General features: G+C 68.2%; 17 protein-coding genes and 1 tRNA gene. 11 read left to right on the plus strand and 7 right to left on the minus strand.

Features of this window, described 5'->3' with window-relative positions; all coding sequences use genetic code 11:
* Positions 1–44 precede the first annotated feature (44 nt).
* From K309_RS0111100 to K309_RS0111115, 4 genes are all read left to right on the plus strand, one after another.
* The gene (locus tag K309_RS0111100; protein ID WP_029046478.1) at positions 45–755 is read left to right on the plus strand and encodes a response regulator; all 711 of its coding nucleotides are present in this window, start codon (positions 45–47) and stop codon (positions 753–755) included.
* Positions 756–815: 60 nt separating this feature from the next.
* A tRNA-Phe gene (locus tag K309_RS0111105) sits at positions 816–891 on the plus strand.
* Between the two features lie 270 nt (positions 892–1,161).
* Positions 1,162–1,626: a hypothetical protein gene (locus K309_RS0111110; RefSeq protein ID WP_029046479.1), complete on the plus strand. Its 465-nt coding sequence runs from the start codon at positions 1,162–1,164 to the stop codon at positions 1,624–1,626.
* Positions 1,627–1,975: 349 nt separating this feature from the next.
* A complete protein-coding gene (locus tag K309_RS0111115; protein ID WP_029046480.1) occupies positions 1,976–2,746 on the plus strand; it encodes an aquaporin in 771 nt (256 codons plus the stop codon).
* Here the strand turns inward: K309_RS0111115 and K309_RS0111120 are convergent.
* On the minus strand, positions 2,730–4,535 hold the full coding sequence (locus K309_RS0111120; protein ID WP_084402396.1) for a carbohydrate porin: 1,806 nt from the start codon (positions 4,533–4,535) through the stop codon (positions 2,730–2,732). The genes K309_RS0111115 and K309_RS0111120 overlap by 17 nt on opposite strands.
* A gap of 353 nt (positions 4,536–4,888) precedes the next feature.
* Here K309_RS0111120 and K309_RS0111125 point away from each other — a divergent pair, with 353 nt between their 5' ends.
* From K309_RS0111125 to dinB, 3 genes are all read left to right on the plus strand, one after another.
* The gene (locus K309_RS0111125; RefSeq protein ID WP_029046482.1) at positions 4,889–6,025 is read left to right on the plus strand and encodes a TRAP transporter substrate-binding protein; all 1,137 of its coding nucleotides are present in this window, start codon (positions 4,889–4,891) and stop codon (positions 6,023–6,025) included.
* A gap of 119 nt (positions 6,026–6,144) precedes the next feature.
* Complete coding sequence (rarD, locus tag K309_RS0111130; RefSeq protein ID WP_029046483.1) at positions 6,145–7,047, plus strand: EamA family transporter RarD; 903 nt, start codon at positions 6,145–6,147, stop codon at positions 7,045–7,047.
* 47 nt (positions 7,048–7,094) lie between these two features.
* On the plus strand, positions 7,095–8,189 hold the full coding sequence (gene dinB, locus K309_RS0111135; protein ID WP_029046484.1) for a DNA polymerase IV: 1,095 nt from the start codon (positions 7,095–7,097) through the stop codon (positions 8,187–8,189).
* Between the two features lie 63 nt (positions 8,190–8,252).
* Here dinB and K309_RS0111140 read toward each other — a convergent pair whose 3' ends face one another.
* Both K309_RS0111140 and K309_RS0111145 read right to left on the minus strand, forming a co-directional pair.
* Positions 8,253–9,248 (minus strand): DUF2272 domain-containing protein, encoded by a 996-nt coding sequence (locus K309_RS0111140; RefSeq protein WP_029046485.1) that lies wholly within the window; start codon positions 9,246–9,248, stop codon positions 8,253–8,255.
* A 250-nt stretch (positions 9,249–9,498) separates the two neighbouring features.
* Positions 9,499–9,777, minus strand: a complete 279-nt coding sequence (locus K309_RS0111145; RefSeq protein WP_012354324.1) for an HU family DNA-binding protein — start codon at positions 9,775–9,777, stop codon at positions 9,499–9,501.
* 1,027 nt (positions 9,778–10,804) lie between these two features.
* On the opposite strand from K309_RS0111145, the gene K309_RS0111150 reads away from it, so the two are divergent.
* Positions 10,805–11,308, plus strand: a complete 504-nt coding sequence (locus K309_RS0111150) for an SET domain-containing protein (RefSeq protein ID WP_029046486.1) — start codon at positions 10,805–10,807, stop codon at positions 11,306–11,308.
* 13 nt (positions 11,309–11,321) lie between these two features.
* Here the strand turns inward: K309_RS0111150 and K309_RS0111155 are convergent, their stop codons facing one another.
* The 4 genes from K309_RS0111155 to phhA all read right to left on the minus strand — a co-directional run bounded on the left by K309_RS0111155 (position 11,322) and on the right by phhA (position 15,322).
* Positions 11,322–13,001 carry a sensor histidine kinase gene (locus K309_RS0111155; RefSeq protein WP_029046487.1) on the minus strand — a complete coding sequence of 560 codons (1,680 nt, stop codon included), beginning with the start codon at positions 12,999–13,001 and terminating at the stop codon, positions 11,322–11,324.
* Between the two features lie 83 nt (positions 13,002–13,084).
* Positions 13,085–13,789 (minus strand): response regulator transcription factor, encoded by a 705-nt coding sequence (locus K309_RS0111160; protein WP_029046488.1) that lies wholly within the window; start codon positions 13,787–13,789, stop codon positions 13,085–13,087.
* Positions 13,790–13,937: 148 nt separating this feature from the next.
* The gene (locus tag K309_RS0111165; RefSeq protein ID WP_029046489.1) at positions 13,938–14,243 is read right to left on the minus strand and encodes a 4a-hydroxytetrahydrobiopterin dehydratase; all 306 of its coding nucleotides are present in this window, start codon (positions 14,241–14,243) and stop codon (positions 13,938–13,940) included.
* Between the two features lie 143 nt (positions 14,244–14,386).
* Positions 14,387–15,322: a phenylalanine 4-monooxygenase gene (gene phhA, locus K309_RS0111170; protein ID WP_029046490.1), complete on the minus strand. Its 936-nt coding sequence runs from the start codon at positions 15,320–15,322 to the stop codon at positions 14,387–14,389.
* Positions 15,323–15,491: 169 nt separating this feature from the next.
* On the opposite strand from phhA, the gene K309_RS0111175 reads away from it, so the two are divergent.
* The 3 genes from K309_RS0111175 (at position 15,492) to K309_RS0111185 (ending at position 22,906) form a co-directional block, all read left to right on the plus strand.
* Positions 15,492–15,977, plus strand: coding sequence for an Lrp/AsnC family transcriptional regulator (locus K309_RS0111175; protein ID WP_029046491.1), 486 nt, complete (start codon positions 15,492–15,494; stop codon positions 15,975–15,977).
* A gap of 141 nt (positions 15,978–16,118) precedes the next feature.
* Complete coding sequence (locus tag K309_RS0111180) at positions 16,119–22,205, plus strand: alpha-2-macroglobulin family protein (RefSeq protein ID WP_029046492.1); 6,087 nt, start codon at positions 16,119–16,121, stop codon at positions 22,203–22,205.
* The gene (locus K309_RS0111185) at positions 22,202–22,906 is read left to right on the plus strand and encodes a lysoplasmalogenase (RefSeq protein ID WP_029046493.1); all 705 of its coding nucleotides are present in this window, start codon (positions 22,202–22,204) and stop codon (positions 22,904–22,906) included. Before K309_RS0111180 ends, K309_RS0111185 begins: the two co-directional genes overlap by 4 nt.
* Positions 22,907–22,910: the final 4 nt, after the last annotated feature.

Raw genomic sequence — 22,910 nt, forward strand, 5'->3', positions numbered from 1 at the left:
GCGATCCGGACCCGGAACGCTGCGGTGGGGTTAAGAGGGGAAGTATGGCAACCATCCTCGTAGTCGATGACGAAATGGGAATCCGGGAGCTGCTCTCGGAGATCCTCAGCGACGAAGGCCACGTGGTCGAACTCGCGGAAAACGCGCAGCAGGCGCGCGAATACCGCGCGGCCGGCACGCCCGATCTCGTGCTGCTCGATATCTGGATGCCCGATACCGATGGCGTCAGCCTGCTCAAGGAATGGTCCGCGCAGGGCCAGCTGACCATGCCCGTCATCATGATGTCGGGCCATGCCACCATCGACACCGCGGTCGAGGCCACCAAGATCGGCGCGCTGAATTTCCTGGAGAAACCGATCGCGCTGCAGAAGCTGCTGTCCGCGGTAGAGCAGGGCCTGGCACGCGGCATCGAACGTCCGCGTAGTGCTCCCGCCATGGCCGCCGCGCCGGCAAGTGCGCCCTCGGCCGAATCCGCGGGCGCCACCGCCGCGCCGGAAGCCGTGGCCGAGACCGCGGCCAACGGCAGCCCCGCGCGCGTGCCCGAGGCCGAGATGCAGTTCTCGTTCGACATGCCACTGCGCGAGGCGCGCGACCTGTTCGAGCGCGCCTACTTCGAGTACCACCTCGTGCGCGAACACGGCAGCATGACCCGAGTGGCCGAGAAGACCGGGCTGGAGCGCACTCACCTGTACCGCAAGCTCAAGCAGCTCGGTGTCGAACTGGGCCGCAACAAGCCCGAACCGGCCGAGCAGTGAGACAGTGATGCAGATGGTGCTTGACGGCATCAAAAATTACGTTTATAGTTTTCCTTCTTTGGCCCGGTAGCTCAGTCGGTAGAGCAGAGGATTGAAAATCCTTGTGTCGGCGGTTCGATTCCGTCCCAGGCCACCAGAAATTAAAAAAGCCCGGCTCTTGCAGCCGGGCTTTTTGCTTTGGGAAGCCGTGTCGATCAATTCGTCGGCAACATAGCCAAATGTCTTTGCCTGCCACGCAACATCCCAATCCAGAAGTAAATATCTTCTACTTGGCACCCGTTATAGGTATCTCTAGGATTGCCTGACGTCCTGCCACCCGGCAGTGCGTCGCACGCCGGCGAAACCGCACTCGGCAGCAGAACAATGCGGTACCCGGCCCAGGGAAGTCCTTTCTACCGGGGGTCAGATGGATACGTTGATCGGAACGGCCGGCGAGCGCGGCCTGTGGAAGAGCACCATGGCCGCGGCGAGCCAGGCGCTGGGCGCGGCCGGCAAGATGCAGCAGGCGGTGACGCAGACGCTGAAACTGCAGCGCAAGATCCGCGAGTTGCGCGACGCCTTGCACCATGCCGAGGCGGAACGCGATGTCTATCGCGAACTCCACGCCCGTACCGTCGACGAACTGCACCAGGCGGTGGACCGCAGCCCGGCCGAAATCCGGCGGCTGCGCGCCGAGGCCGAGGCCATGCAGGTGCGCCATCGCGCCTACAAGCTGCTGGTGCAGCACTACATGCGCATCGGTACGCCGATCGATCCGGCGGTCTTTGCCGAGCAGCGCAGCCGCGTGCAGCAGCACATCCTGTTCCAGCGCCGCAAGGGCATCCCGGTGTCGAAGATCGGCGTGGACGATATCGCGTTCCTGTTGCGCTGAGGCGAATTCAGCTCGGCCACGTCGAATCGCTGCATCAGCGGACGGCTTTGGCAGACGCCTGCGGCCACCAGAGCCACCCCGCGGCGTCGATTCGATACCCGGCGTCAGCACACAACAAAGCGGCTGCGCATTGACGCTCCGGGGCGCCGGCGGAACACTGTCGCGTCTGCGCCGGGCCTGGCATCGCGCTCCAGTTTCGCGCGGACATCCCCCGCTGAATGCCACCGTATGAGGCGTCGTCTCAGGCGACGTTGTCGATCTTGCCGCTGCAAACTTTCCCCGCCGGTCCCGCACCCATTGCCACACCCATTGCCGCCACCTCGCGCTTGCCTGCCACCGGAGCGCAGCAATGAGTACGCACGCGCGCCGGCGCATGGTGGCCGAAGGACTGGGCACTGCGCTGCTAGTGGCGATCGTGATCGGCTCGGGCATCCGCGCCGAGCGCCTTGCCGGCGGCGATACCGCGCTGGCGCTGCTGGCCAATTCGCTGGCCACCGGCGCCGGGCTGGTGGCGCTGCTGGTCTCGCTGGGGCCGGTGTCCGGTGGGCACTTCAACCCGGTGGTGAGCCTGTCCGCGCTGGTGCAGGGTACGCTGTCGCCACGCGATGCGTTGCGCTATGTGGCGGTACAGCTGGCGGGCGCCGTGTGCGGCGTGCTGGCCGCGCATGCGATGTTCGGCGAGCCGGCGCTGGCGTGGTCGGGCCAGGCGCGTACCGGTGCGTCGATGTGGTGGAGCGAATGCGTGGCGACCTTCGGGCTGGTCGGCGTGGGCATCGGCACGCTGCGCAGCCGGCCGCAGCTGGTGCCGTTCGTGGTGGCGGGCTATATCACGGCGGGCTACTGGTTCACGTCGTCGACGTCGTTCGCCAATCCGGCGCTGACCATTGCCTGCGCGCTGACCGATAGCTTCACCGGGATCCGGCCCGTCGATGTGCCGGGCTTCGTGCTGGCGCAGCTTGGGGGCGGCCTGGCGGCGACGCTGGTGTTCCACTGGCTGTGCCGCAAGCCGGCCGGTGAAGATAGCGCGGCGCATGCGTCAAACCCGGCCAAGGCCGACAGCGCAACGACCGCCGCTTCCCCTCGGCGCAGCTGGCAGGCTGGCGCTACCAGCGCCGATTGAGCTGCACGCCGAAGATCGAGCCGCTGGCCTGCGACGCCCACGCGTCCGCTGGCGCGGTATAGCCGATGCCGTCAACATCGCTGGCGCGGCTGTAGGTATAGAAGGCGCGCAGGTTGGCGTTGCCGGCCGACTTGCCCAGCGTCAACGTGGGCGCCACCGTCAGGGCAGTGCGCTGGCCGCTGACGCCGAAGCCCGACGAAATCTGGTCGTGCGACACCTCGAAGTTCAGGCGGAACTGGTCGCTCGCCACATAGGCGGGGCGTACGCGCGTGGTGGTCCACTGCAGCGTGCCGACCGGCGAACGATCGAACTGCAGGCTCTGTTCCACCGCGCCGCCCAGCCCCGAGCGGCCCTTCCATTCGATCGATTCCGCCACGCGCATGCGCGACAGTGACGGCCCCATGCCGGAATAGCCGGTCATGGCATTGCGCGAGCCCGAGCCGAACTGCATGCCCAGGCGATTGGTCCCGTACAGCACGCCTTTCTGCTCGTGCAGCGCCGACGCCCACCATGCGCCGCCGGTGTCTTGCAGCATCGGCTGGGCTTCGACACGGGTGAAGCCCAGCTGCACCGAGCCCCTGTCGTTGGTCGGGATCGGCGCGGTGCGCAGCGAGTGGTAGCTCGGCAGGTTTTGCCCGTTCTGATCGGCGCGCGCGGTGTACTGGTAGTTCAGCCCGATGTCGCCGATCACCCTGGCGTTGTCGACGCCAAAGCGCATCGCCGTTGAATTGGGCGGCAGCAGGCCGGACGACATCAGGAATGGCGCGTTGTCGCGCCGGCCGGCCCACATGGTGGCGCCGTCCAGCACCGCCAGGCCGCTGACGGCGGTATAGAACTGTGGCACCAGCGCATAGGGATCGATCGCGGCGGGGCGGCCGTTGACGGTGGTGGCGTCGGTGCCACGCGCCTGGGCAATCAGCATCACCTGCGCACCGCCATCGAGGTCGAGCACCGACTCGCGGAATTTCACTTCGCCGGCACTGCGGCAGGACAGGCCGCTGCCGATGCCGGTCGACAGCGCGCCGCCCGGGCAGGCCCGCATGGTGGCGGGGCGCTCTTCGACCGCGGCGCGGCCGCTGTAACCCAGGCGCCACACCGAGTCGCCCGCAGGGTCGTCAGCTGGAAGTTGCGAACGCAGCACAGGTGGAGCTTCGGAAGGCGATTCGGAAGGTGCCTGGGCCGTGGTGGCGGCCGGCCCGTCCGCCGGGGCATCCGTCCCGGCTGCTGCCGGCTGTGCCGGCGCTTCGGGCTGGAATTCGCCCAGCCGGGGCGGGAACAGCACCAGCGGCGGTTGCGGGGGCGCGGGCGGCTCCGGCGGTCCCACGAAACCGGGATCGGGCACGCTGGCCGCCGGGGCCCCATTGCCGCCAATCAGCGCCGCCAGCGGGTCATCCTGGCCCGCAGTGGCCGCAGCACCAGACGCGGTCGACTGCGCCGGGGCCGCCGCCGCATTCGCGGCCAGTATCACCGGCGGCACTGCTGGACGCTGCGCAATGCGCGGCGGCTGCGTGCCGTCGCCTGCTGATACCGCCATCGGCCCGCCGGTCTGCGCACACGCGGCCAGCCCCCAGGCGGCCAGCACGGTAAAGCCGAAGCGGCGCACGGGCAAGCCCCCCGGCCCGGCGGCGGCGCTCGGGCAAGGCAGGACGGCGATAAGCCGGCGGGAGGTGGGCAGCAAGACGAACGGCAAGGCGGACAACAAGGCAACGAGATTCCAGCGGGCAAACCCCTCGACCGGAACGAACAAAACCCGCCGATGGCGGGGACTGTTTTTTATCAGTCGGTCCATTTGACCGCAAGGCGGGTTACAAAATCCATCACAGTGTTGCCCGTCTCACAATGCGAAAATCACACGCTCCCAGTCGCAATTGACTAGCGAAAACCCGCATTGGCGCGATGCTCCGTGCCGAAAGAGCCACCGCTATAATCGGCTGGCTTGTCTTTCGGGTAAGACAGCCCTCGCCGTGCGACGCAAGTCCCGGCCATGCAGGGCACGCCGCCGTGCCCGTTCGCAACAGGCACAGCGTGCGCAGGCCGCCTATCGACACGATCGCCGGCGGCATGTGCGTCCCGGTCCGGCGCCCGGCATCAAGCGAGCCGCGCGCTTGCACCGAACCAAAATCTATAAGAGGAGAAGTAGAGATGGAACGTCGTTCCTTTCTGTTGAAGGCGTCGGCCGTGGCCGCTACCGGGGCATTGGCCGCGTGCGGCAAGGGTGAAGAGAAGGCGGCGCCTGCCGCCGCCAGCGGTCCGGCAGCCCCGGCCGTGGTCGGCAGCAACCCGGCCGTGGAATGGCGCCTGGCCTCGAGCTTCCCCAAGTCGCTCGACACCATTTTCGGCGCCGCCGAGCTGCTGTCGGCGCGCGTAAAGGAACTGACCGACGGCAAGTTCAACATCAAGGTCTTCGCGGCGGGCGAGATCGTGCCGGGCCTGCAGGTGCTGGACTCGGTGCAGAACAACACCGTGCAGATCGGCCACACCGCCGGCTACTACTACTTCGGCAAGAACCCGACACTGTGCTTCGACACCACCGTGCCGTTCGGCCTGACCGCGCGCCAGCAGAACGCCTGGATGCTGCAGGGCAACGGCATGAAGCTGATGCGCGAGTTCTTCAAGGAATACAACGTCATCAACTTCCTGGGCGGCAACACCAACGCGCAGATGGGCGGCTGGTTCCGCAAGGAAATCAAGACCGTGGCCGACCTGCAGGGCCTGAAGTACCGTATCGCCGGTTTCGCCGGCGTGGTGCTGTCGCGCCTGGGCGTGGTGCCGCAGCAGATCGCAGGCGGCGACATCTACCCGGCGCTGGAAAAGGGCACCATCGACGCGGCCGAGTGGGTCGGCCCCTACGATGACGAGAAGCTGGGCTTCTACAAGGTGGCGCCTTATTACTACTACCCGGGCTGGTGGGAAGGCAGCGCGCAGCTGTCGTTCTACGCCTCGGCCAGCGAGTTCGAGAAGCTGCCTGCGCTGTACAAGCGCGCGCTGGAAACGGCGACCATCGAGGCCCATACCACCATGATGGCCAAGTACGACACGGTCAACCCGCAGGCGCTGGCGCGCCTGCTGGAAAACGGCGTCAAGCTGCGTCCGTTCTCCAAGGAAATCATGGAAGCCTGCTTCAAGGCGACCCAGGAAGCCTACGCCGACGAGACCGCCAAGAATCCATCGTTCAAGAAGATCTACGACGACTGGCGCGTGTTCCGCAACAACGAGGCCGCCTGGTTCAACGTGGCCGAGCAGGCTTTCTCGCAGTTCAGCTTCGCGCGCAAGCTCTAAGCACGTTCCGGCAGGTGCCGGGCACAAACCCCATGCCTGTCGTCAGGCATGGGGTTTTTTGTTGCCCGGCGCGGTTAACGCAGCGCCGGTAGAATCGCCGGCATCGACCGGAATTCCTTATGCAAATCGGCATCCTTTACGCGCTCCTGGCTTATGCCATCTGGGGGCTGCTCCCGCTCTATATCAAGTCGCTGCCCGGCATTGCGCCGACGGAGATCCTGCTGCACCGGATGGTGTGGTCGCTGGTGTTCCTGGGGCTGGTCCTGGCCTGGCGGCGCCAGTGGTCCTGGCTCGGGCAGTTGAGGGACCGGCGCCTGCTGCTGTCGTTCGGCGCCAGCGCGGCGCTGCTGTGCGCCAACTGGTTCCTCTATATCTGGGCGGTGTCGGCCAACCGCGTGGTCGACGCCAGCCTGGGCTACTTCATCAATCCGCTGTTCAGCGTGCTGCTGGGGGTGGTCTTCCTGCACGAGCGGCTGCGCCCGGTGCAATGGCTGTCGATCGCGGTGGCCGCGGCCGGCGTGGCATGGCTGACGGTAGCGGCGGGCCAGTTGCCCTGGATCGCACTGGGGCTGGCGGCCAGCTTCGGCGGCTATGGGCTGTTGCGCAAGACGGGGGCGCTGGGCGCGCTCGAAGGGCTGTCGCTGGAGACGCTGCTGCTGTTTCCATTTGCCGCGGCGATGCTGGCCTACCTGTTCGCCACGGGGCAGGATGGCTTCACCCATGCAGCGCCTGGTACGCAACTGCTGCTGCTGATGGCCGGGCCGGTGACGGCGGTGCCACTGCTGTTCTTCGCCGCCGGCGCGCGGCGCATCCCGCTGTCGCTGCTGGGCCTGCTGCAATACACCGGGCCGACGCTGCAGCTGCTGCTTGGCGTGTGGCTGTGGCATGAGCCGTTTCCCGCGCAGAAGCAGGCTGGCTACGCGCTGATCTGGATTTCGCTGGCGCTGTATGCGGCGGAAGGGTTGTGGATGAGCAGCCGGCAAAAGGCCTCCCCCATCCAGACGACTAATGAATCGCTATAAAATAACAAAGCATTCATTCATCACATAGATAAAACTGGTGCCCGGCAATGTCCGCACCGTCTGATGCCACGCCCCCGGTCCAGCGCAAGATCATCCATTGCGACTGCGATTGCTTCTACGCCTCGGTCGAGATGCGCGACGACCCGTCGCTGCGCGGCCGGCCGATGGCCGTGGGCGGCTCGCCCGACCGGCGCGGGGTGATCGCCACCTGCAATTACGAAGCACGTGCGTTCGGCGTGCGCTCGGCCATGGCGTCGGCGCAGGCGGTCAAGCGCTGCCCGGACCTGCTGATCCTGCGCCCGGCCATGGACAAATATCGCGAGGTGTCGCGCCAGATCTTTGCGATCTACCGCGAATACACCGAGCTGGTCGAACCGCTGTCGCTGGACGAGGCCTACCTCGACGTCAGCCTCTGCACGCAACACGCCGGCAGCGCCACCCGCATTGCCGAGGAAATCCGCCAGCGCGTGCGCGACCAGGTCGGCGTGACCGTTTCCGCCGGTGTGGGGCCGAGCAAATTCGTCGCCAAGATCGCCAGCGACTGGAACAAGCCCGACGGGCTGTTCGTGGTCCGCCCGGCGGCGGTCGATGCCTTCGTCGCGGCGCTGCCGGTCGATCGCATCCACGGGGTCGGCACGGTCACCGCGGCCAAGCTGCGGCGGCTGGGCGCGCAGACCTGCGGCGACCTGCGGCCGTGGTCGGCGGACCGGCTGCACCGCGAATTCGGCGCGTTCGGGGCGCGGCTCTACAAGCTGTGCCGCGGCGTGGACGAGCGCGAGGTCACGCCCGAGCGCGAGCGCAAGTCGATCAGCGTGGAAGAGACCTATGCCGACGACCTGCCCGACCTGCAGGCGTGCCTGGCCGAACTGGAGCCGCTGATCGCCATGCTCGAGGCGCGCATTGCCCGCGCGCAGGCGCACGGCACCATCGACAAGCTGACGGTCAAGCTGCGCTTTTCGGACTTCCGCCAGACCACGGTGGAATGCCGCGGCCAGGCGCCCGACCGCGCTGTCTATGCGCGCCTGCTGTCAGAGGGCCACGCCCGGCGCGGGCTACCGGTGCGGTTGCTGGGGGTAGGGGTGGCGACCAGCGACCGGGATCGGGCGCAGCTCGAGCTGTTCGAGTGGCGTCAAAATTATTAGCGCGAATAATCACATACCCAATCCTCATCATCAGATAATTATTCACACTAATAAACCTGACGACTATTGCAGGTTGTTCCGCATCACCAGCACCCAGGGCATGTGCGAATTGGTCACGCCATCGATCCGCCCCGAATCGCCCAGTTCGATTTCTTCCATCGATACCGATTGCTGGACATTGCCGCCGATGGCACGCACCACCCGCGCCACCGGATCGACGGCCACCACGATGTCGCAATGCATCGGCGTGGTGCCGAAGCCGATCTCGGCAACATTGTCGAGGTAGCGGTCGCGTCCGCGTCCGGAACAGACGATATCGCCCGGGCGGGGCAAAGCCGGAACGGGCTCGATGCGGAAGGCGGGATGGGCAAGGATGCCGTCGCGCGCATCGACTACGTACATCGAATGTGACTGGCCGGTCAGGAACTGCTGCTCGTCCAGCCCGGCCTTGCGCAACACCCAGGAGATAAACACCGCCGACCAGGCCCACGCGCCTTGGGTGACCTGCCGGCAGCTGGGGGTCTCGCCAACGATGCCCCAGTAGCGCCGGGCCAGCATGCAGCCCACCGGCGTGGCCTCCATCCCGGTGCCGTCCGGAAAGGTCATGCAATCGGCGCGCGGCCACTTGACGCCGTTATTGTCGGTGTCGGCACTGGTGCCGGTGGCTGGCGCTCCGGTATCGGCTTGGTCGCCGGGTTGCACCTCCGGGGGTTCGGGCAGGGCCGGGGGCAGTTCGGGCGCGGGCACCGGGCTGGAGGTGACGCAGGCGCTGTCGTCGCGGCCGAGGCGCACCACCTGGCCGCCCCAGCGTGCCCACTCCTGCGTGGCGATCTCGACGATGCGTTCGCGCGGTGTGGCGCCGGGGGTTGTGACCGGCCGCTCATTGTCGGCCAGCGGGCGTGCCTGCGGCCGCGCGGGTTGGCTGACGGTGGTGCAGGCGCTCAGCAGCGCCAGCGCCACGGCGGCGCAAATTGCTTGTGGAGAAACCTGTGGAATCCGCTGTGGAAAGCACTGTGCATAACGCTGTGGAGATCTGCGGCGCAATGGACGGGCGAACATGGAAGCCCCACATGGCTCGGCGCCCCGGCTGGCCTTGCATCGGCCTTGGCTGGACGCCGGTTGGTAGACCTGGCGCGCAACCGCTTCGGCAGTGGCTTCAGCGATGCGGCGGAATACTGCAGAGAACGTCGATTCCTGTTGTGGATAACGTCCCCCGCCTGGCGCTCACCTGCGCATGGTCGAAGCTTGCGGCCGGCGGCGGCATGGCGGGGTCAAACAAACACGGGCCGTGCAGTGCAGCCCGTCAGGCTCACTGGTTGACAGCGTCCTTGAACTTCTGGCCGGCCTTGAACTTCACGGTCTTGGCGGCTTCCACCTTGATTTCTTCGCCGGTGCGCGGGTTGCGCGCCATGCGCTCGCCACGCTCGCCCTTGCTGAACGTGCCAAAGCCGATGAGGCTCAGCGTATCGCCCTTGGCCACGGCGTCCATGATGGCCGACAGGGTCACGTTCAGTGCCTGTTCTGCCTTGGCCTTGGTGAGACCGTCCACACCGGCTGCGATAGCGTCGATCAGTTCGGTTTTCGTCATGCTTCACTCCGTATCGAGTTGATAAAACACAGGCGTCCCGGTCGGCGGCAGCCAGGCTGGCGCCGCCCCGGCAAAGACGCCGCGGGCCACATGATACCGTGTCGGACAAGGCGCACCGGGAACAGATTGTTACCCGCAGTGTTCCGCGAGGCCGCATCAGGCCGTGGCTGGCGGCAAATCGGCGCATCGGCGAGGCAGGTTCCGAACACTACCGCTGCGGCGCAAACGCCCCGCACCGAGCGCCGGGAGTGCCACATGGGGCTGCACGGGCTGCAGCCAGGCTGGCACGTCAGGGTAGGCCTGGTGGTCGGAATAAGGCCAGGAGGCGCTTTAGAGGCGTTTACAGGCCATCTGTGACCGTGACAGAGGGCAAGGCAGCTTCCCCCACGTAAACGCGCCTGCACGTGCTCAGGAGCCCCACACTCAATCTGCACTATGTTGCAGGCCGGCGAGGCATGGAGCGCCGTGTCCGGAGGCGCGGTATTCGGCCCATGCATGCCTGGATCCGGGTGGCCCAGGCGCGCGTATACCGGCACCGCCCCGGGACACCGGTATACGCCAGATACTTGCCGCTGCCCTGGGTCTGTCTTTCGGTTTACATCTTTCTTTCATGTATACAAATAGTGGTAGTAGGTAAACAGCGCCCCTGCCTGTGGAAAACCACGTAAACGTCTTTACCGTCAACGGTTTACGTAAACGAGAAGTGGTCGTATCCAGTGTTGGCCGCAGTGGATGAGTCAGCCTTTTGGATGAGGCTTGCGGTAAACCCCTCCGACTTATGCCCGAGGCATCCCCATGCGAGCCCCAGGCAGCCCACATCGAATCCGCGTGCTTTTCCACAGAAGGAGGCGGGGTTATCCACATGCGCCAGGCTTATGCGGACGAGCCGTATACTCGCCGGGGCGCGGGGGCGAGCGGTTAACCCAAGGTCGCGCAAGGCTGCGTATACGTGCCGCAGCCGCGCCGGTATCATGCGCGATCGCGCCGGAACGGCCGGCACAGGCAAGCGACACGCACGGAAAGGCAAATGGCGGACAAGGCAAAGCACAAGGCAGCGGGCAAGAAGACAGCGAGCGACCGGATCGAGGTGCGCCAGTCGGGCGTGCACGGAAAGGGCGTATACGCGATCGCCCCCATCGCCGAAGGCGAGCGCGTGATCGAGTACAAGGGCGAGCACATCTCGTGGAAGAAGGCGCTGGAGCGCCACCCGCACGATCCCAGCGATCCCAACCACACCTTCTATTTCAGCCTGGACGACGGCAGCGTCATCGACGCCAAGTTCGGCGGCAACCGCGCGCGCTGGATCAACCACGCCTGCGAGCCCAACTGCGAGGCGCGCGAGAAGAAGGGCCGCGTCTATATCCACGCGCTGCGCGATATCGCCCAGGGCGAGGAGCTGTTCTATGACTACGGGCTGGTGATCGAGGCGCGCTATACGGCCAAGCTGAAGAAGGAATTCGAGTGCCGCTGTGGCAGTCCGCAATGCCGCGGCACCATGCTGGCGCCGAAGGACAAGAAAAAGAAGAAGTAAGGCCGGAGGCGGCTCAGGCGGCTCCGGCGGCCGACCCGGCCGGCTCGCACGGGATCCGGATCACGAAGCGCATGGTTGGCCGGCGCTCCGGCGTGCCGTCCGCGACTTGGGGGCTGGCCGGCTGCTGCGGCACATCCTCGATATGGATGCTGCCCTGGTGCAGGGTAACGATCTCATGCACGATGGCCAGCCCGAGGCCGGCACCGCCGCTCTGGGCCGCGCGGTCGCCGCGGAAGAAGCGCTTGAACACCTCTTCGCGCCGCTGCGGCGGGATGCCGGGCCCGTTGTCTTCGATCATCACCACCGCCATGCCGCGGTGGCCCATGGCCTCGCCGCCGGCGCGCACCGTGATGCGCCCGCCGGCCGGCACGTATTTCACCGCATTGTCGATCAGGTTGGACAGCGCCTCGCGCATCAGCAGGCGGTTGCCGCGCACGATTGCGGGTGCGCCGCCGGTGAAGGTGGGGCCGGGCAGCACCTCGAAGCCCAGGTCGATGCGGCGCACGAGCGCCTGCGGCACCCATTCGGCGCCGATCTCGAAGGCAAGCTCGGCCAGGTCGAAGTGCTCCACCGGCCCCAGCCGCTCCAGCGACAGCCCAGGCTCCGCGCGCGCCAGCGACAGCAGCTGGTTCGACAGCCGCACCGCGCGGTCGGCGGCGGTCTGAACTTCGCGCAGGGCATGCCGGGCGACCTCCGGCGAATCGGCGTCCATGGCGCGGTCGGCATGCAGCTTGACCGCGGTCAGCGGCGTGCGCAGCTGGTGCGCGGCATCGGCGATGAACTTGCGCTGCGCATCGAGGGCGTCGCGCAGCCGCGCCAGCAGCGCGTTCAGGCCGCGGATCAGCGGCGCCACCTCGGCCGGCACCTGGGTTTCGTCCAGCGCCGCCAGAGAGCGTGCGGTCTGGCGGTTGAGCTTGTCGGCCAGGATCTGCAGCGGCACCAGCTCTTCCTTGAGCACGTGCGACAGGATCAGGCTGCCGACCAGCAACAGCAGGATCAGCGGCACCGATACCGACAGCAGGATCTCGTTGGCGGCGGTCTCGCGCCGGTCCAGCAGCTCGGCCACCTCGACCACGATGGGCCCCCGCGCGGGCTTGCCGGCCTCGCTGGTGCCGAGCTCGTCCACCGCGGCGCTGGGCAGCATCACCGGCAGCCGTACCGCGCGCACCTGGCGCCCGCTGAACCAGGCGTAGAACAGCCGGGCATCGTGCAGCGTGGTCTGGCCGGTGCCGTAGCCGAGCCACGTGTCCATGCCGCCGATCAGGCCATCGGGTCCGTGGATGCGCCAGTAGATGCGGTCGGTGCCCTCGGCCTCGACCAGCGTCTGCGCGATCATCGGGATGTCCTGCTCCAGGCGGGGGCCGGCGATGCGGATCTGCTGGGCGATATTGTTGGCCACGCCGTACAGCGCGCGGTCGAACACCTGCGTGGTGTAGTGCGCCGCCAGCCAGTAGGACAGCGAGCCGCTGGTCAGCACCAGCGCGAACAGCGGCGTCGCCAGCGCGCGCAGCAGGTGTACGCGCAGGCTGAGGCTCGAGCCGGGGCGGTTGGACTGGCGTGTCGATGCGGGCGCGCCGCCGGGCGCGTCAGCCGCGGCGGAAGCTGGAGGCACGTTCCGCGTGGCGATGCGCGAGGCGGTGCGCCAGGAAACGCGGGAGGAGGTGCGGGAAGAGGTGCGGGAGCGGGGCCACATTGCCGGCTGGGGCAGAAACAGGGCCGAGGATCAGGGCCGGGGATCAAGGCCGTTCGCGGACGGCGCAAGCGGCAGGAACGCTTTCATTGGCCGGCGCGGATCTGCAGCAGGTAGCCAAAGCCGCGCACGGTCACGATCTCGACATCGCAGTCCTCGAGCTTCTTGCGCACGCGGTGCACGTAGACCTCGATGGCGGTGTCGCCCACGGTATCGCCGCCTTCGCCGGCGGGGTGGGCAAAGGTGGCCAGGTGGTCCTGCAGCTGCGCCTTGCTGACCACGCGGCCCTGGCGCTGCAGCAGCAGCTCCAGCACCGCGAACTCGCGCGGCGACAGCTCCAGCGGCCGGGCGTCGATGAACATGCGGCGGTCGTTGCCGGACAGGCGCAGGCGCCCCAGGCGCACGTCGCGCTCGGGCGCGGCCTCGCCATGCTGGCTACGGCGCAGCAGCACGCGCACGCGCGCTTCCAGCTCGGGCAGCGCAAAGGGTTTGATCAGATAGTCGTCGGCACCGGCGTTCAGGCCCGAGAGCTTGTCTTCCAGCTCGTCGCGCGCGGTCAGGATGATCACCGGGGTGGCGCGGTTGCGGGCGCGGTAGCGCGCCAGCAGGGTCATGCCGTCGATCCCGGGCAGGCCCAGGTCGAGGATGACCAGGTCGTGCTGCTCGCGCAGCAGGTGTTCGGTGGCATAGACGCCGTCGTGAACGACGCGTACCTGGTGGCCGGCTCGGGACAAGCCGGCTTCGACGCCGCTGGCAATCTGGCGGTCGTCCTCGATCAGCAGGATACGCATGGCGGCTCGGGCAGGAGGTTGGGCATGGCTGGAAGGAGGGCCCATGCAGCACACGCAGGTGCGGGCCTGCCGCAGATTGTACTAGGCGCGGACCGCTGCTTCCTTACGGTTTGCCTACATCCGCCCGGATCTGCTGTCGCGCCGGGTTTCAGTCCGGCACCACCAGCGCCGCCGCGGCGCGCTCGATAAAGTGGGCCAGGTCGATGTCGCGCTGCGTGAGGCCGTTGGCGTCGTGGGTCGACAGCGTGATGTCGACGCGGTTGTAGACGTTGAACCACTCGGGATGGTGGTCGGCCTTGTCGGCCTGGATCGCCACGCGCGTCATGAAGCCGAAGGCGGCGTTGAAGTCGTGGAAGGTAAAGCGCTTGAAGATCGCGTCGCGGTCCTGGACGGTGGTCCAGCCGGGGAGTTCGGCGAGCAGCGTAGCTCGGGCTTGCGGGGACAGAGGGGTCATGGTGGGCTCGATCTGGGTCTTGGGAAATCGGCAGGCAGCGTCCGGGAACGCCGCCAAAGCGGACAGCCGGCCCGCCCGCGCCGTGGCGGCGGGCATGCCGGCATTGTTTCACAAAGCGGGAAGCGGGGCTGGCGCCCTCGGAATCAGATGTCGTCCGTGTCGGCCCAGCCTTCGCGGGTGCCGACGTTGATCACCTGGTCGCCCGGTGCCACGTCGCCCGCGCCCAGCGTGGGCTGCGCGCGCAGTTCCTGGTACAGCGGGGCGAAGTCCGGGCGGGTCGCGTCGAACAGCTGCTCGAAGCTGTCGATCACGAAGTAGGTCTTCTGGAAGGTGTCGATGCGGTAGCGCGTGCGCATGATGCGGCGCACGTCGAAGCCGATCCGGTTGGGGCTGGCCGAATCCAGGCTGTAGACCGATTCGCCCTGGCTCGACACGATGCCCGCGCCGTAGATGCGCAGCCCTTGCTCGGTGCGGATCAGGCCGAACTCCACCGTGTACCAGTACAGGCGTGACAGCATGTCGAGCGCGCCCATGCCGGCCGCCTTCAGGCCGCCCTTGCCGTAGGCCTCCATGTAGTCGGCGAACACCGGGTTGATCAGCAGTGGCACGTGGCCGAATACGTCGTGGAAGCAGTCCGGCTCCTGCAGGTAGTCCAGCTGCTCGGGCTTGCGCATCCACCAGCTGGCCGGGAAACGGCGGTTGGCCAGGTGCTCGAAGAACACCTCGTCCGGCACCAGGCCGGGCACGGCGACCACCTGCCAGCCGGTGGCGCGCATCAGGGTCTCGTTGAGCTGGCCGAAATCCGGCACGCGGTCCTTTTCCATGCCCAGCGTGGCCAGCCCTTGCAGGAATTCGTCGCTGACCCGCCCCTGCAACATCGACGCCTGGCGCTCGTACAGCTTGCGCCAGATGGCGTGGTCGGTGCTGGTGTAGCGGTGCACCGGCTGCTCGATGGTGAAGTCGGGGCGCAGCGACTGGCCGGACAGCAGGCCTGCGTCGAACTGTTCCCGCAGCTTGTCGGTGAGGGTGCCCTGGAAGGCGGCGGGGGCTTCAGTGGCGGCCATGGCGGGTGCGGACATGGGTTTGTGTCTCCTGTTATGCGTGGTCGCTGCGGCGCGGCAGCTCGGGATGCGGATTTACTGCGTAGTTTAGTGAGGGCATGCCGCATATACGCCGCAAAATCGGCTTGTCCTGGATTGATCGCGCATGTAACGTGCGTCATGCGATGACTCAATGCGGAATTTGTGTATGACTGCCCAAAGCGTCTCTCTCGATCCTTTCGACCTGGCCCTGCTGGCAGCGCTGCAGGCGGACGGCCGCTCCACCCATCAGCAACTGGCGGAACGCGTGCACCTGTCGCCCAGCCAGGTCGGGCGCCGCCTGGCGCGGCTGGAAGCCGACGGTGTCATCACCGGCTATCGCGTCAGCCTGTCGACCCAGGCCTTGGGGCTTGGCGTGCTGGTCTTTATCAGCGTCAAGCTGGCGCACCACGGCGACACCATCGTCGAGCGCTTCCGCGAGGAAATCCTGCTGCTGGAAGAGGTGCAGGAGTGCTATTCGGTGGCGGGCGAGGCCGATTACCTGATCCGCGTGGTCGTGCCGGACCTGCCCACGCTGGCGGAATTCACCATGAAGCGGCTGATGCGGGTGCCCGGCGTGGAGAGCGTGCGCTCCAATATCGTGCTGACCGCGATCAAGTGCGAGGGGGCGCTGCCGCTGTCGCACCTGCGCTGAGCCGGCATTCCGGGTCGGCACGGAATGCGGCATTGAATCCCCAGGGCGCCTTGCAGGACTGCGCGCCGGTCTTGCACTCCTGTGGCGTGCGTGTCACCCTCGCCGGGTGCCACAAAGTGGCGGAAAAGGGAGGATGGCAGGATGAAGGGAATCGTCGCCGGAGCCGATCGGGACCTTGGCAGGAAGCAGCCCGCGCGCGCGTCATGCGCCGCGGCATTGGCGCTGGGCGCCGCGCTCGCGCTGCTCGCCGGCGTCCAGCCCGCCGGGGCCGCCCAGGTCACCCGCTTTTCGCCGGAAGGCACGGTGGGGCAGGTCAGGCAGGTGGCGATCCGCTTCGACGAGGCCATGGTGCCGATGGGCGATGTGCAGGCCGCCGCGCCCGCCGCCGTGTCCTGCACCGGCGCCAGCACCAGCGGCCAGGCTCGCTGGGTGGATGCCAAAAACTGGGTCTACGATTTCACCAACGACCTGCCGCCCGGCGTGCGCTGCAGCGTGCGCATGCGCGCCGGGCTGAAAAGCGTCGCCGGCACCGCCTATGCCGGCAAGCCGGAATACCGCTTCGAGACCGGCGGCCCGACCGTGATCGCCAGCCGGCCGTCCGGCGGCGAGATCGGGGAAGACCAGGTCTTCGCGCTGCGCTTCAACGGCCCGGCCACGCCAGCATCGGTGCGCGAGCACGCCTGGTGCCAGGCGCAGGGGCTGGGCGAGCGTATCCCGGTGCGGCTGCTCGCCGGCAAGGAACGCGACGAACTGCTCGAAGCAATCCACTGGACCAAACTCGCCAAGCCGGTGCCAGACGCCGTGCATCTGCTTGCCTGCCAGCAGCGGCTGCCGGCCGCGGCGCGGGTGCAGCTGGTGCTGGGCGCGGGCATCGCCACGCCGTCGGGGATGGCCACGCGCGACGAGCGCCGCTTCGACTACACCGTGCGCGAACCCTTTACCGCCAGCTTCAGCTGCGAGCGCGAGCACGCGCAATCGCCGTGCACGCCGCTGCGGCCGATGTCGGTCACGTTCTCGGCCCCGGTGCCGCGCAAGCAGGCCGAGCAGGTGCTGCTGAAGACGCCGTCCGGCCGGCGCGCGCCGCAGTTCGATCCCGATATGGCGCCGGATGCCAGCGTCAGCGCGCTGACCTTTGCCGCGCCGTTCGCCGAGAAGGCAAGTTTCATCATCGAGGTACCAAAGGACCTGAAGGACGACAGCGGCCGCACGCTGTCCAATGCGGACCTGTTCCCGCTGAAGGTCGCTACCGCGTCCATGCCGCCGCTGGCCAAGTTCGCCGCCGCGCCGTTCGGCGTGGTGGAGCGTTTCGGCGAACTGCCGCGCGGCAAGTCGCCGGCCGACTACCCGCCGCTGTTGCCGGTGACGCTGCGCAACGTCGAGGCCGATCTCGCCGTGCGCGGCATCCAGGCGCGTGCGGGCACGGTGATGAAACTGCGCGTGGACGACGATGCCGCGGTGATGCAATGGCTGGGCCTGGTGCGCCGCATGCATGAGTCCAGCTATACCCGCGGCGAGCTCGACGCGGTGCTGGCGGGCCGCTCGCCTTACCGCGTCAACAACCCGCGCAATGCGGTGTCGATCGAAACGCGTTCGGTGTCGTTGCTCGAGCGCGCGCCCGGCGTGCAGAAGCTGGCCGTACCCAAACCATCGGGCGACGGCCCGCGGCCGTTCGAGGTGGTCGGCATCCCGCTGCCCGAGCCGGGCTTCCACGTGGTCGAGATCGCTTCGCCGATGCTGGGCGAGGCGCTGCTCGGCAAGCGCGCGCCGATGTACGTGCGCACCGCTGCGCTGGTGACCAACCTGGGCGTGCATTTCAAGCTGGGCCGCAGCCTGGGCAACGAGGACGACGGCAGCCGCAGCGGCCTGGCGTGGGTCACGGCGCTCGACGACGGCAAGCCGGTGGCCGACGCTGCCGTCGCGGTGCGCGACTGCGGCGGGCGCCTGCTGGGCGAGGGCCGCACCGACGCCAGCGGCGTGGTGCGCTTCGCCAGACTGGACGCCGTGCCGGAATCGAATTGCGACCAGAACGGCCTGTCCGGCTACTTCGTATCGGCGCGCATCGCCGCGGGACACCCGCAGGCGCGCGGCAAGGCCGACATGGCCTTCGTGATGTCGGACTGGAACCGCGGCATCGAGGCCTGGCGCTTCAATGTGCCCACCGACACCAGCACCGCGCCGACGGTGCGCGCGCATACCATCTTCGACCGTACCTTGCTGCGCGCCGGCGAGACCGTGTCGATGAAGCACCTGATCCGCGCCGAGACCGCGCAGGGCTTTGCCTTGCCGCCGGCCAGCCGCCCGCTGCCGACGCGCGTGGTGATCCGACACGACGGCAGCGGCCAGACCTACGAGCTGCCGCTGCAGTGGCGCCAGACCGCCACGGGCGGACGCAGCGCGGAAAGCACGTTCCAGGTGCCGCCCGCGGCCAAGCTTGGCGTCTATACCGTCGAGCTGGAAACACAACCATCGCAGCAGACGCAGCAGGGTGAGGGCGCGAATGGCCGCAACGAAGGCTCGCGTACCTATCCCAGCGGCAGCTTCCGCGTCGAAGCGTTCCGGCTGCCGGTGCTTGCCGGCACGCTGCAGCTGGCCGGCAAGGCCGGCGCCGCGATCGCGCCGGCCGAGCTGCCGGTCGGCGTGGAAATCCACTACCTGTCGGGCGGCGGCGCGGCCGGCCTGCCGGTGCGCGTATCGGCGCTGCTGCGCGACAAGAGCGTCAGCTTCCCCGGCTATGACGAGTTCTCGTTCGATCCCCCGCGCCCGCAGCGGGAAAGTGCCAGCGGCGATGAGGAGATGGACGACTCGGAGCAGCCTGATGACGGCCAGAAGCTGGTGGCCGACAAGCTGCCGCTGACACTCGACAAGAACGGCAACGGCACCGTCACGCTGCACAAGCTGCCCAAGACCGACGCGCCGCGCGACCTGGTGCTCGAAGCCGGCTTTGCCGACCCCAATGGCGAGATCCAGACGCTGCGCCAGACCGTGCCGCTGTGGCCGGCCGGCGTGGTGGTTGGCATCCGTTCCGAAGGCTGGGTCTCGGTGAAGCAGAAGCTGGCGGTGCACGGCGTGGTGCTGGACTTGGGTGGCAAGCCGGTCGCCGATGCCCCGGTCAAGCTCAATGCGCGCGCGCGGATCACCACCTCGGCGCGCAAGCGCGTGGTCGGCGGCTTCTATCGCTATGACAACCGTACCGAGACGCGCGAGCTCGGCACCGTTTGCGAGACCCGGACCGATGCGCACGGCCGCGCGCGCTGCGAGGTAGCGCTGGAGCATGCCGGCCAGGTCGAACTGGTGGCAAGCGCGCGCGACAAGGAGGGACGCACCGCGCAGGCCGCTTCGACGGTGTGGGTCACGCGCCAGGGCGAACTGTGGTTCGGCGGCGAAAACCATGACCGCATCGACCTGTTGCCGGAGAAGAAGTCCTACGCGCCGGGAGACACCGCGGTGTTCCAGGTGCGCATGCCGTTCCGCCACGCCACCGCGCTGGTGGCGCTGGAGCGCGAGGGCATCTACCAGACCCAGGTGGTCGAGCTGCATGGCAGCGATCCCACAGTGCGCGTGCAGGTCAGGCCGGAGTGGGGACCCAATGTCTACGTCTCGGTGCTGGCACTGCGCGGGCGATTGCATGAAGTGCCGTGGTATTCGTTTTTTACCTGGGGCTGGCGCCAGCCCGGCGAGTGGTGGCGCGCCTTCCGCAGCGAAGGCCGCGATTACGCCGCGCCCACGGCGCTGGTTGACCTGTCCAAGCCGGCGTTCCGGCTGGGGCTGGCCGAGATCAGGGTGGGCAATGCCGGACATCGGCTCGATGTGACGGTGACCCCCGACAAGACCACCTATCCCGTGCGCGGCAAGGCGCGCGTAGCGATCCAGGTCAGGTTGCCCGACGGCAAGCCGGCCGCCAATGGCGAAGTCGCGCTGGCCGCGGTCGACCAGGCACTGCTGGAGCTGATGCCCAACACCAGCTGGGACCTGCTTGATGCCATGCTGCAGCGGCGCGGCTATGGCGTGGAAACGTCGACCGCGCAGATGGAGATCATTGGCCGCCGGCACTACGGGCGCAAGGCGGTGCCCGCCGGCGGTGGCGGCGGCAAGAGCCCGACGCGCGAGCTGTTCGACACGCTGCTGCTGTGGAACCCGCGCGTGCAGCTCGATGCCGAAGGGCGCGCCAGCCTGGAAGTGCCGCTCAACGATTCGCTGACCAGCTTCCGCATCGTCGCCGTGGCAGACCTGGGCGTGGGCCGCTTCGGTACCGGCAGCGCCACCATTGCCGCTACGCAGGACCTGCAGGTGATCTCGGGCCTGCCGCTGCTGGTGCGCGAGGACGACCGCTACCGCGCCATGTTCACGCTGCGCAATACCACGAAGCGCGCCATGACGGTGCAGGCGAGCGCGCGCGCCACGCTGCTCGGTAACGATGGCACGCTGCCGGCGCAGACCGTGCAGATTCCGGCGGGTGAGGCGCGCGAGATCGGCTGGGACGTGACCGCGCCCACGCTGCTGGCGTATGCGCGCAGCGGCACCGTGATGTGGGAAGTGCAGGCGAGCGAGCAGGGCGGTGGCAATGCCGGCGACCGCATCAAGGTCTCGCAGCAGATCGTTCCCGCGGTGCCAGTGACGGTGCAGCAGGCCACGCTGGCGCAGGTGGCGCCGTCGCTGTCGGTGCCGGTCAAGGCGCCGCCGGGCGCGCTGGCGGATCCTGCCGGCAAGGTGCGCGGCGGGCTGCAGGTGAACTTCCAGTCGTCGCTGGCGGGCGGCATGCCGGGGGTGCGCGAATGGTTCCGCAACTATCCGTTCACGTGCCTGGAGCAGCGTGCGTCGAAGGCGATCGGCCTGAATGACACGGCCGCGTGGGAGGCGCTGATGGCGCAGTTGCCGTCGTACCTCGATGCCAACGGGCTGGTTGCGTATTTCCCTCTGGCTTCGGATAGCGACTACGGCAGCGAGGTGCTGACCGCCTACCTGCTGGCCGTGACCGACGAGGCCGCGCGCGCCGGGTTGGCGCTGCGCATTCCCGACGCGCAGCGCGCGCAGATGGAGCGCGGACTGACCGACTTCGTCGAAGGCCGCATCCGCCGCGACAGCTGGTCGCCCGCGGTCGGCACGCAGTACCTGGAGGTGCGCAAGCTGGCCGCGCTCGAAGCGCTGTCGCGCACCGGCCACGCACAGGCGCGCATGCTGGATGCGATCCAGATCCTGCCGGCGCAGTGGCCGACCTCGGCGCTGCTCGACTGGACGCTGCTGCTGACGCGCATGGCCGATATCCCGCAGCGCGAGCAGCGACTGGCCGAGGCGCAGCAACTGCTGCGCTCGCGCCTGACGGTGCAGGGCACGCGGCTGGCATTCTCCACCGAGCGCAACGACAACTGGTGGTGGATGATGGCCGGCGGCGATGCCAACGCCGCGCGGCTGCTGACGCTGGCCGCTGAACTGCCAGGCTGGAAAGAAGACGCGCCGCAGCTGGCCACCGGCCTGATCGGCCGGCAGGTCCGTGGCGCCTGGGGCACGACCACCGCCAACGCGTGGGGCATGCTGGCGGTGACGCGCTTTGCGCAGGTGTTCGAGAAGACGCCGGTGGCGGGCAGCACGCGCGTCTCCGTGAGCAACGCCGCCGATGCCACGCGCAGCTTCGACTGGGCGCGCGCGCAGCGCACCGACGGCGTGGCGCAGGGCAGTGTCGACCTGCCGTGGCCGGCAGGCGCGGACGGCGGCTCGCTGCAGGTCGAGCACACAGGCGCGGGCCATCCGTGGGCGACGGTACAGGCGCTCGCCGCAGTGCCGGTCACGGCGCCGCTGGCCGCGGGCTACCGCATCAAGCGCACCGTGACGCCGCAGGAGCAGGCGGTGCCCGGCAAGTGGTCGCGCGGCGACGTGTACCGCGTCAAGCTCGAGATCGATGCGCAGGCCGACATGACCTGGGTGGTGGTCAGCGACCCGGTGCCCGCCGGTGCCACCATCCTCGGCAGCGGCCTGGGCCGCGATTCGCAGATCGCCACGCGCGGCGAGCGGCGCAAGGGCGTGGCCTGGCCAGCCTACACCGAACGCACGCCGCAGGCGTATCGCGAGTACTTCGGCTACGTGCCCAAGGGCACGGTGTCGGTCGAGTACACGGTGCGCCTGAACAACGCCGGCGAGTTCTCGCTGCCGCCGTCGCGCGTCGAGGCGATGTACGCACCCGACGTGTTCGGCGTGGCGCCGAACGCGCGGCTGGTGGTCGGGGCGCGCCCATGAGCTGGATCGCGCTGACCATGCCGGCGCGGGTGCGCGAGTGGTGGCTCGCGGGCGCGCTGGCGGGCGTGATCTATGGCGCGTTGCTGGTGCAGGTGGCAATGGAGTTGCCCGAAGGCACGCCATTGACCGGGCAGATCGCCATGCAGCCGTTGTGGAAGACGGCGATGGCGCTGCTGCTGGCGCGTGCCGCGTGGTTCCACCGGCCGCTGCCGGAACGGCGCTGGCTGGTGACCGCGCTGGTATGTTCGGCCATCGGCGACTTTCTGCTGGCGGTGCCAGCGCTGTCGTATTCGTTCGTGGGCGGGCTGGGTGCCTTCCTGCTCGCGCACCTTGCGTACCTGCGGCTGCTGGTGCCGCTGGCCGGCGACCTGCGGCCGCACCGGCTGATCGCATGCGGCGCCATGCTCGGCGTGGCCGGGACCATGCTGGGCCGCTTCTGGCCCAATCTCGGCACGCTGGCGGTGCCGGTGTCGCTGTACGTGGGCGTGCTTGCGGCGATGGCGTGCAGCGCGCTGGTGGCGCGGCTGCCGACGCCGCTGGCGGCGCTGGGCGCGCTGTGCTTTGCCGCGTCGGACATGATGATCGGCATCGCGCGTTTCCTGGTGCCGTTCGAGACCTTCGCGCTGGGCATCTGGTGGACCTATGCCGCGGCGCAGGTGCTGCTGGTGGCGGGCATCGTGTCGGGACGGTCTGGGTCATGATACT

Source organism: Cupriavidus phytohabitans (assembly GCF_000426345.1).
GTDB lineage: Bacteria > Pseudomonadota > Gammaproteobacteria > Burkholderiales > Burkholderiaceae > Cupriavidus.

Coding starts and splice junctions, on each gene's coding strand:
- K309_RS0111115 (WP_029046480.1), top strand. CDS start 1,976: ATGAGTACGCACGCGCGCCGGCGCATGGTGGCCGAAGGACTGGGCACT.
- K309_RS0111110 (WP_029046479.1), top strand. CDS start 1,162: ATGGATACGTTGATCGGAACGGCCGGCGAGCGCGGCCTGTGGAAGAGC.
- K309_RS0111120 (WP_084402396.1), bottom strand. CDS start 4,535: ATGGACCGACTGATAAAAAACAGTCCCCGCCATCGGCGGGTTTTGTTC.
- K309_RS0111160 (WP_029046488.1), bottom strand. CDS start 13,789: ATGCGTATCCTGCTGATCGAGGACGACCGCCAGATTGCCAGCGGCGTC.
- K309_RS0111165 (WP_029046489.1), bottom strand. CDS start 14,243: ATGACCCCTCTGTCCCCGCAAGCCCGAGCTACGCTGCTCGCCGAACTC.
- K309_RS0111150 (WP_029046486.1), top strand. CDS start 10,805: ATGGCGGACAAGGCAAAGCACAAGGCAGCGGGCAAGAAGACAGCGAGC.
- K309_RS0111175 (WP_029046491.1), top strand. CDS start 15,492: ATGACTGCCCAAAGCGTCTCTCTCGATCCTTTCGACCTGGCCCTGCTG.
- K309_RS0111100 (WP_029046478.1), top strand. CDS start 45: ATGGCAACCATCCTCGTAGTCGATGACGAAATGGGAATCCGGGAGCTG.
- K309_RS0111140 (WP_029046485.1), bottom strand. CDS start 9,248: ATGTTCGCCCGTCCATTGCGCCGCAGATCTCCACAGCGTTATGCACAG.
- K309_RS0111185 (WP_029046493.1), top strand. CDS start 22,202: ATGAGCTGGATCGCGCTGACCATGCCGGCGCGGGTGCGCGAGTGGTGG.
- dinB (WP_029046484.1), top strand. CDS start 7,095: ATGTCCGCACCGTCTGATGCCACGCCCCCGGTCCAGCGCAAGATCATC.
- K309_RS0111155 (WP_029046487.1), bottom strand. CDS start 13,001: ATGTGGCCCCGCTCCCGCACCTCTTCCCGCACCTCCTCCCGCGTTTCC.
- rarD (WP_029046483.1), top strand. CDS start 6,145: ATGCAAATCGGCATCCTTTACGCGCTCCTGGCTTATGCCATCTGGGGG.
- K309_RS0111145 (WP_012354324.1), bottom strand. CDS start 9,777: ATGACGAAAACCGAACTGATCGACGCTATCGCAGCCGGTGTGGACGGT.
- K309_RS0111180 (WP_029046492.1), top strand. CDS start 16,119: ATGAAGGGAATCGTCGCCGGAGCCGATCGGGACCTTGGCAGGAAGCAG.
- K309_RS0111125 (WP_029046482.1), top strand. CDS start 4,889: ATGGAACGTCGTTCCTTTCTGTTGAAGGCGTCGGCCGTGGCCGCTACC.
- phhA (WP_029046490.1), bottom strand. CDS start 15,322: ATGTCCGCACCCGCCATGGCCGCCACTGAAGCCCCCGCCGCCTTCCAG.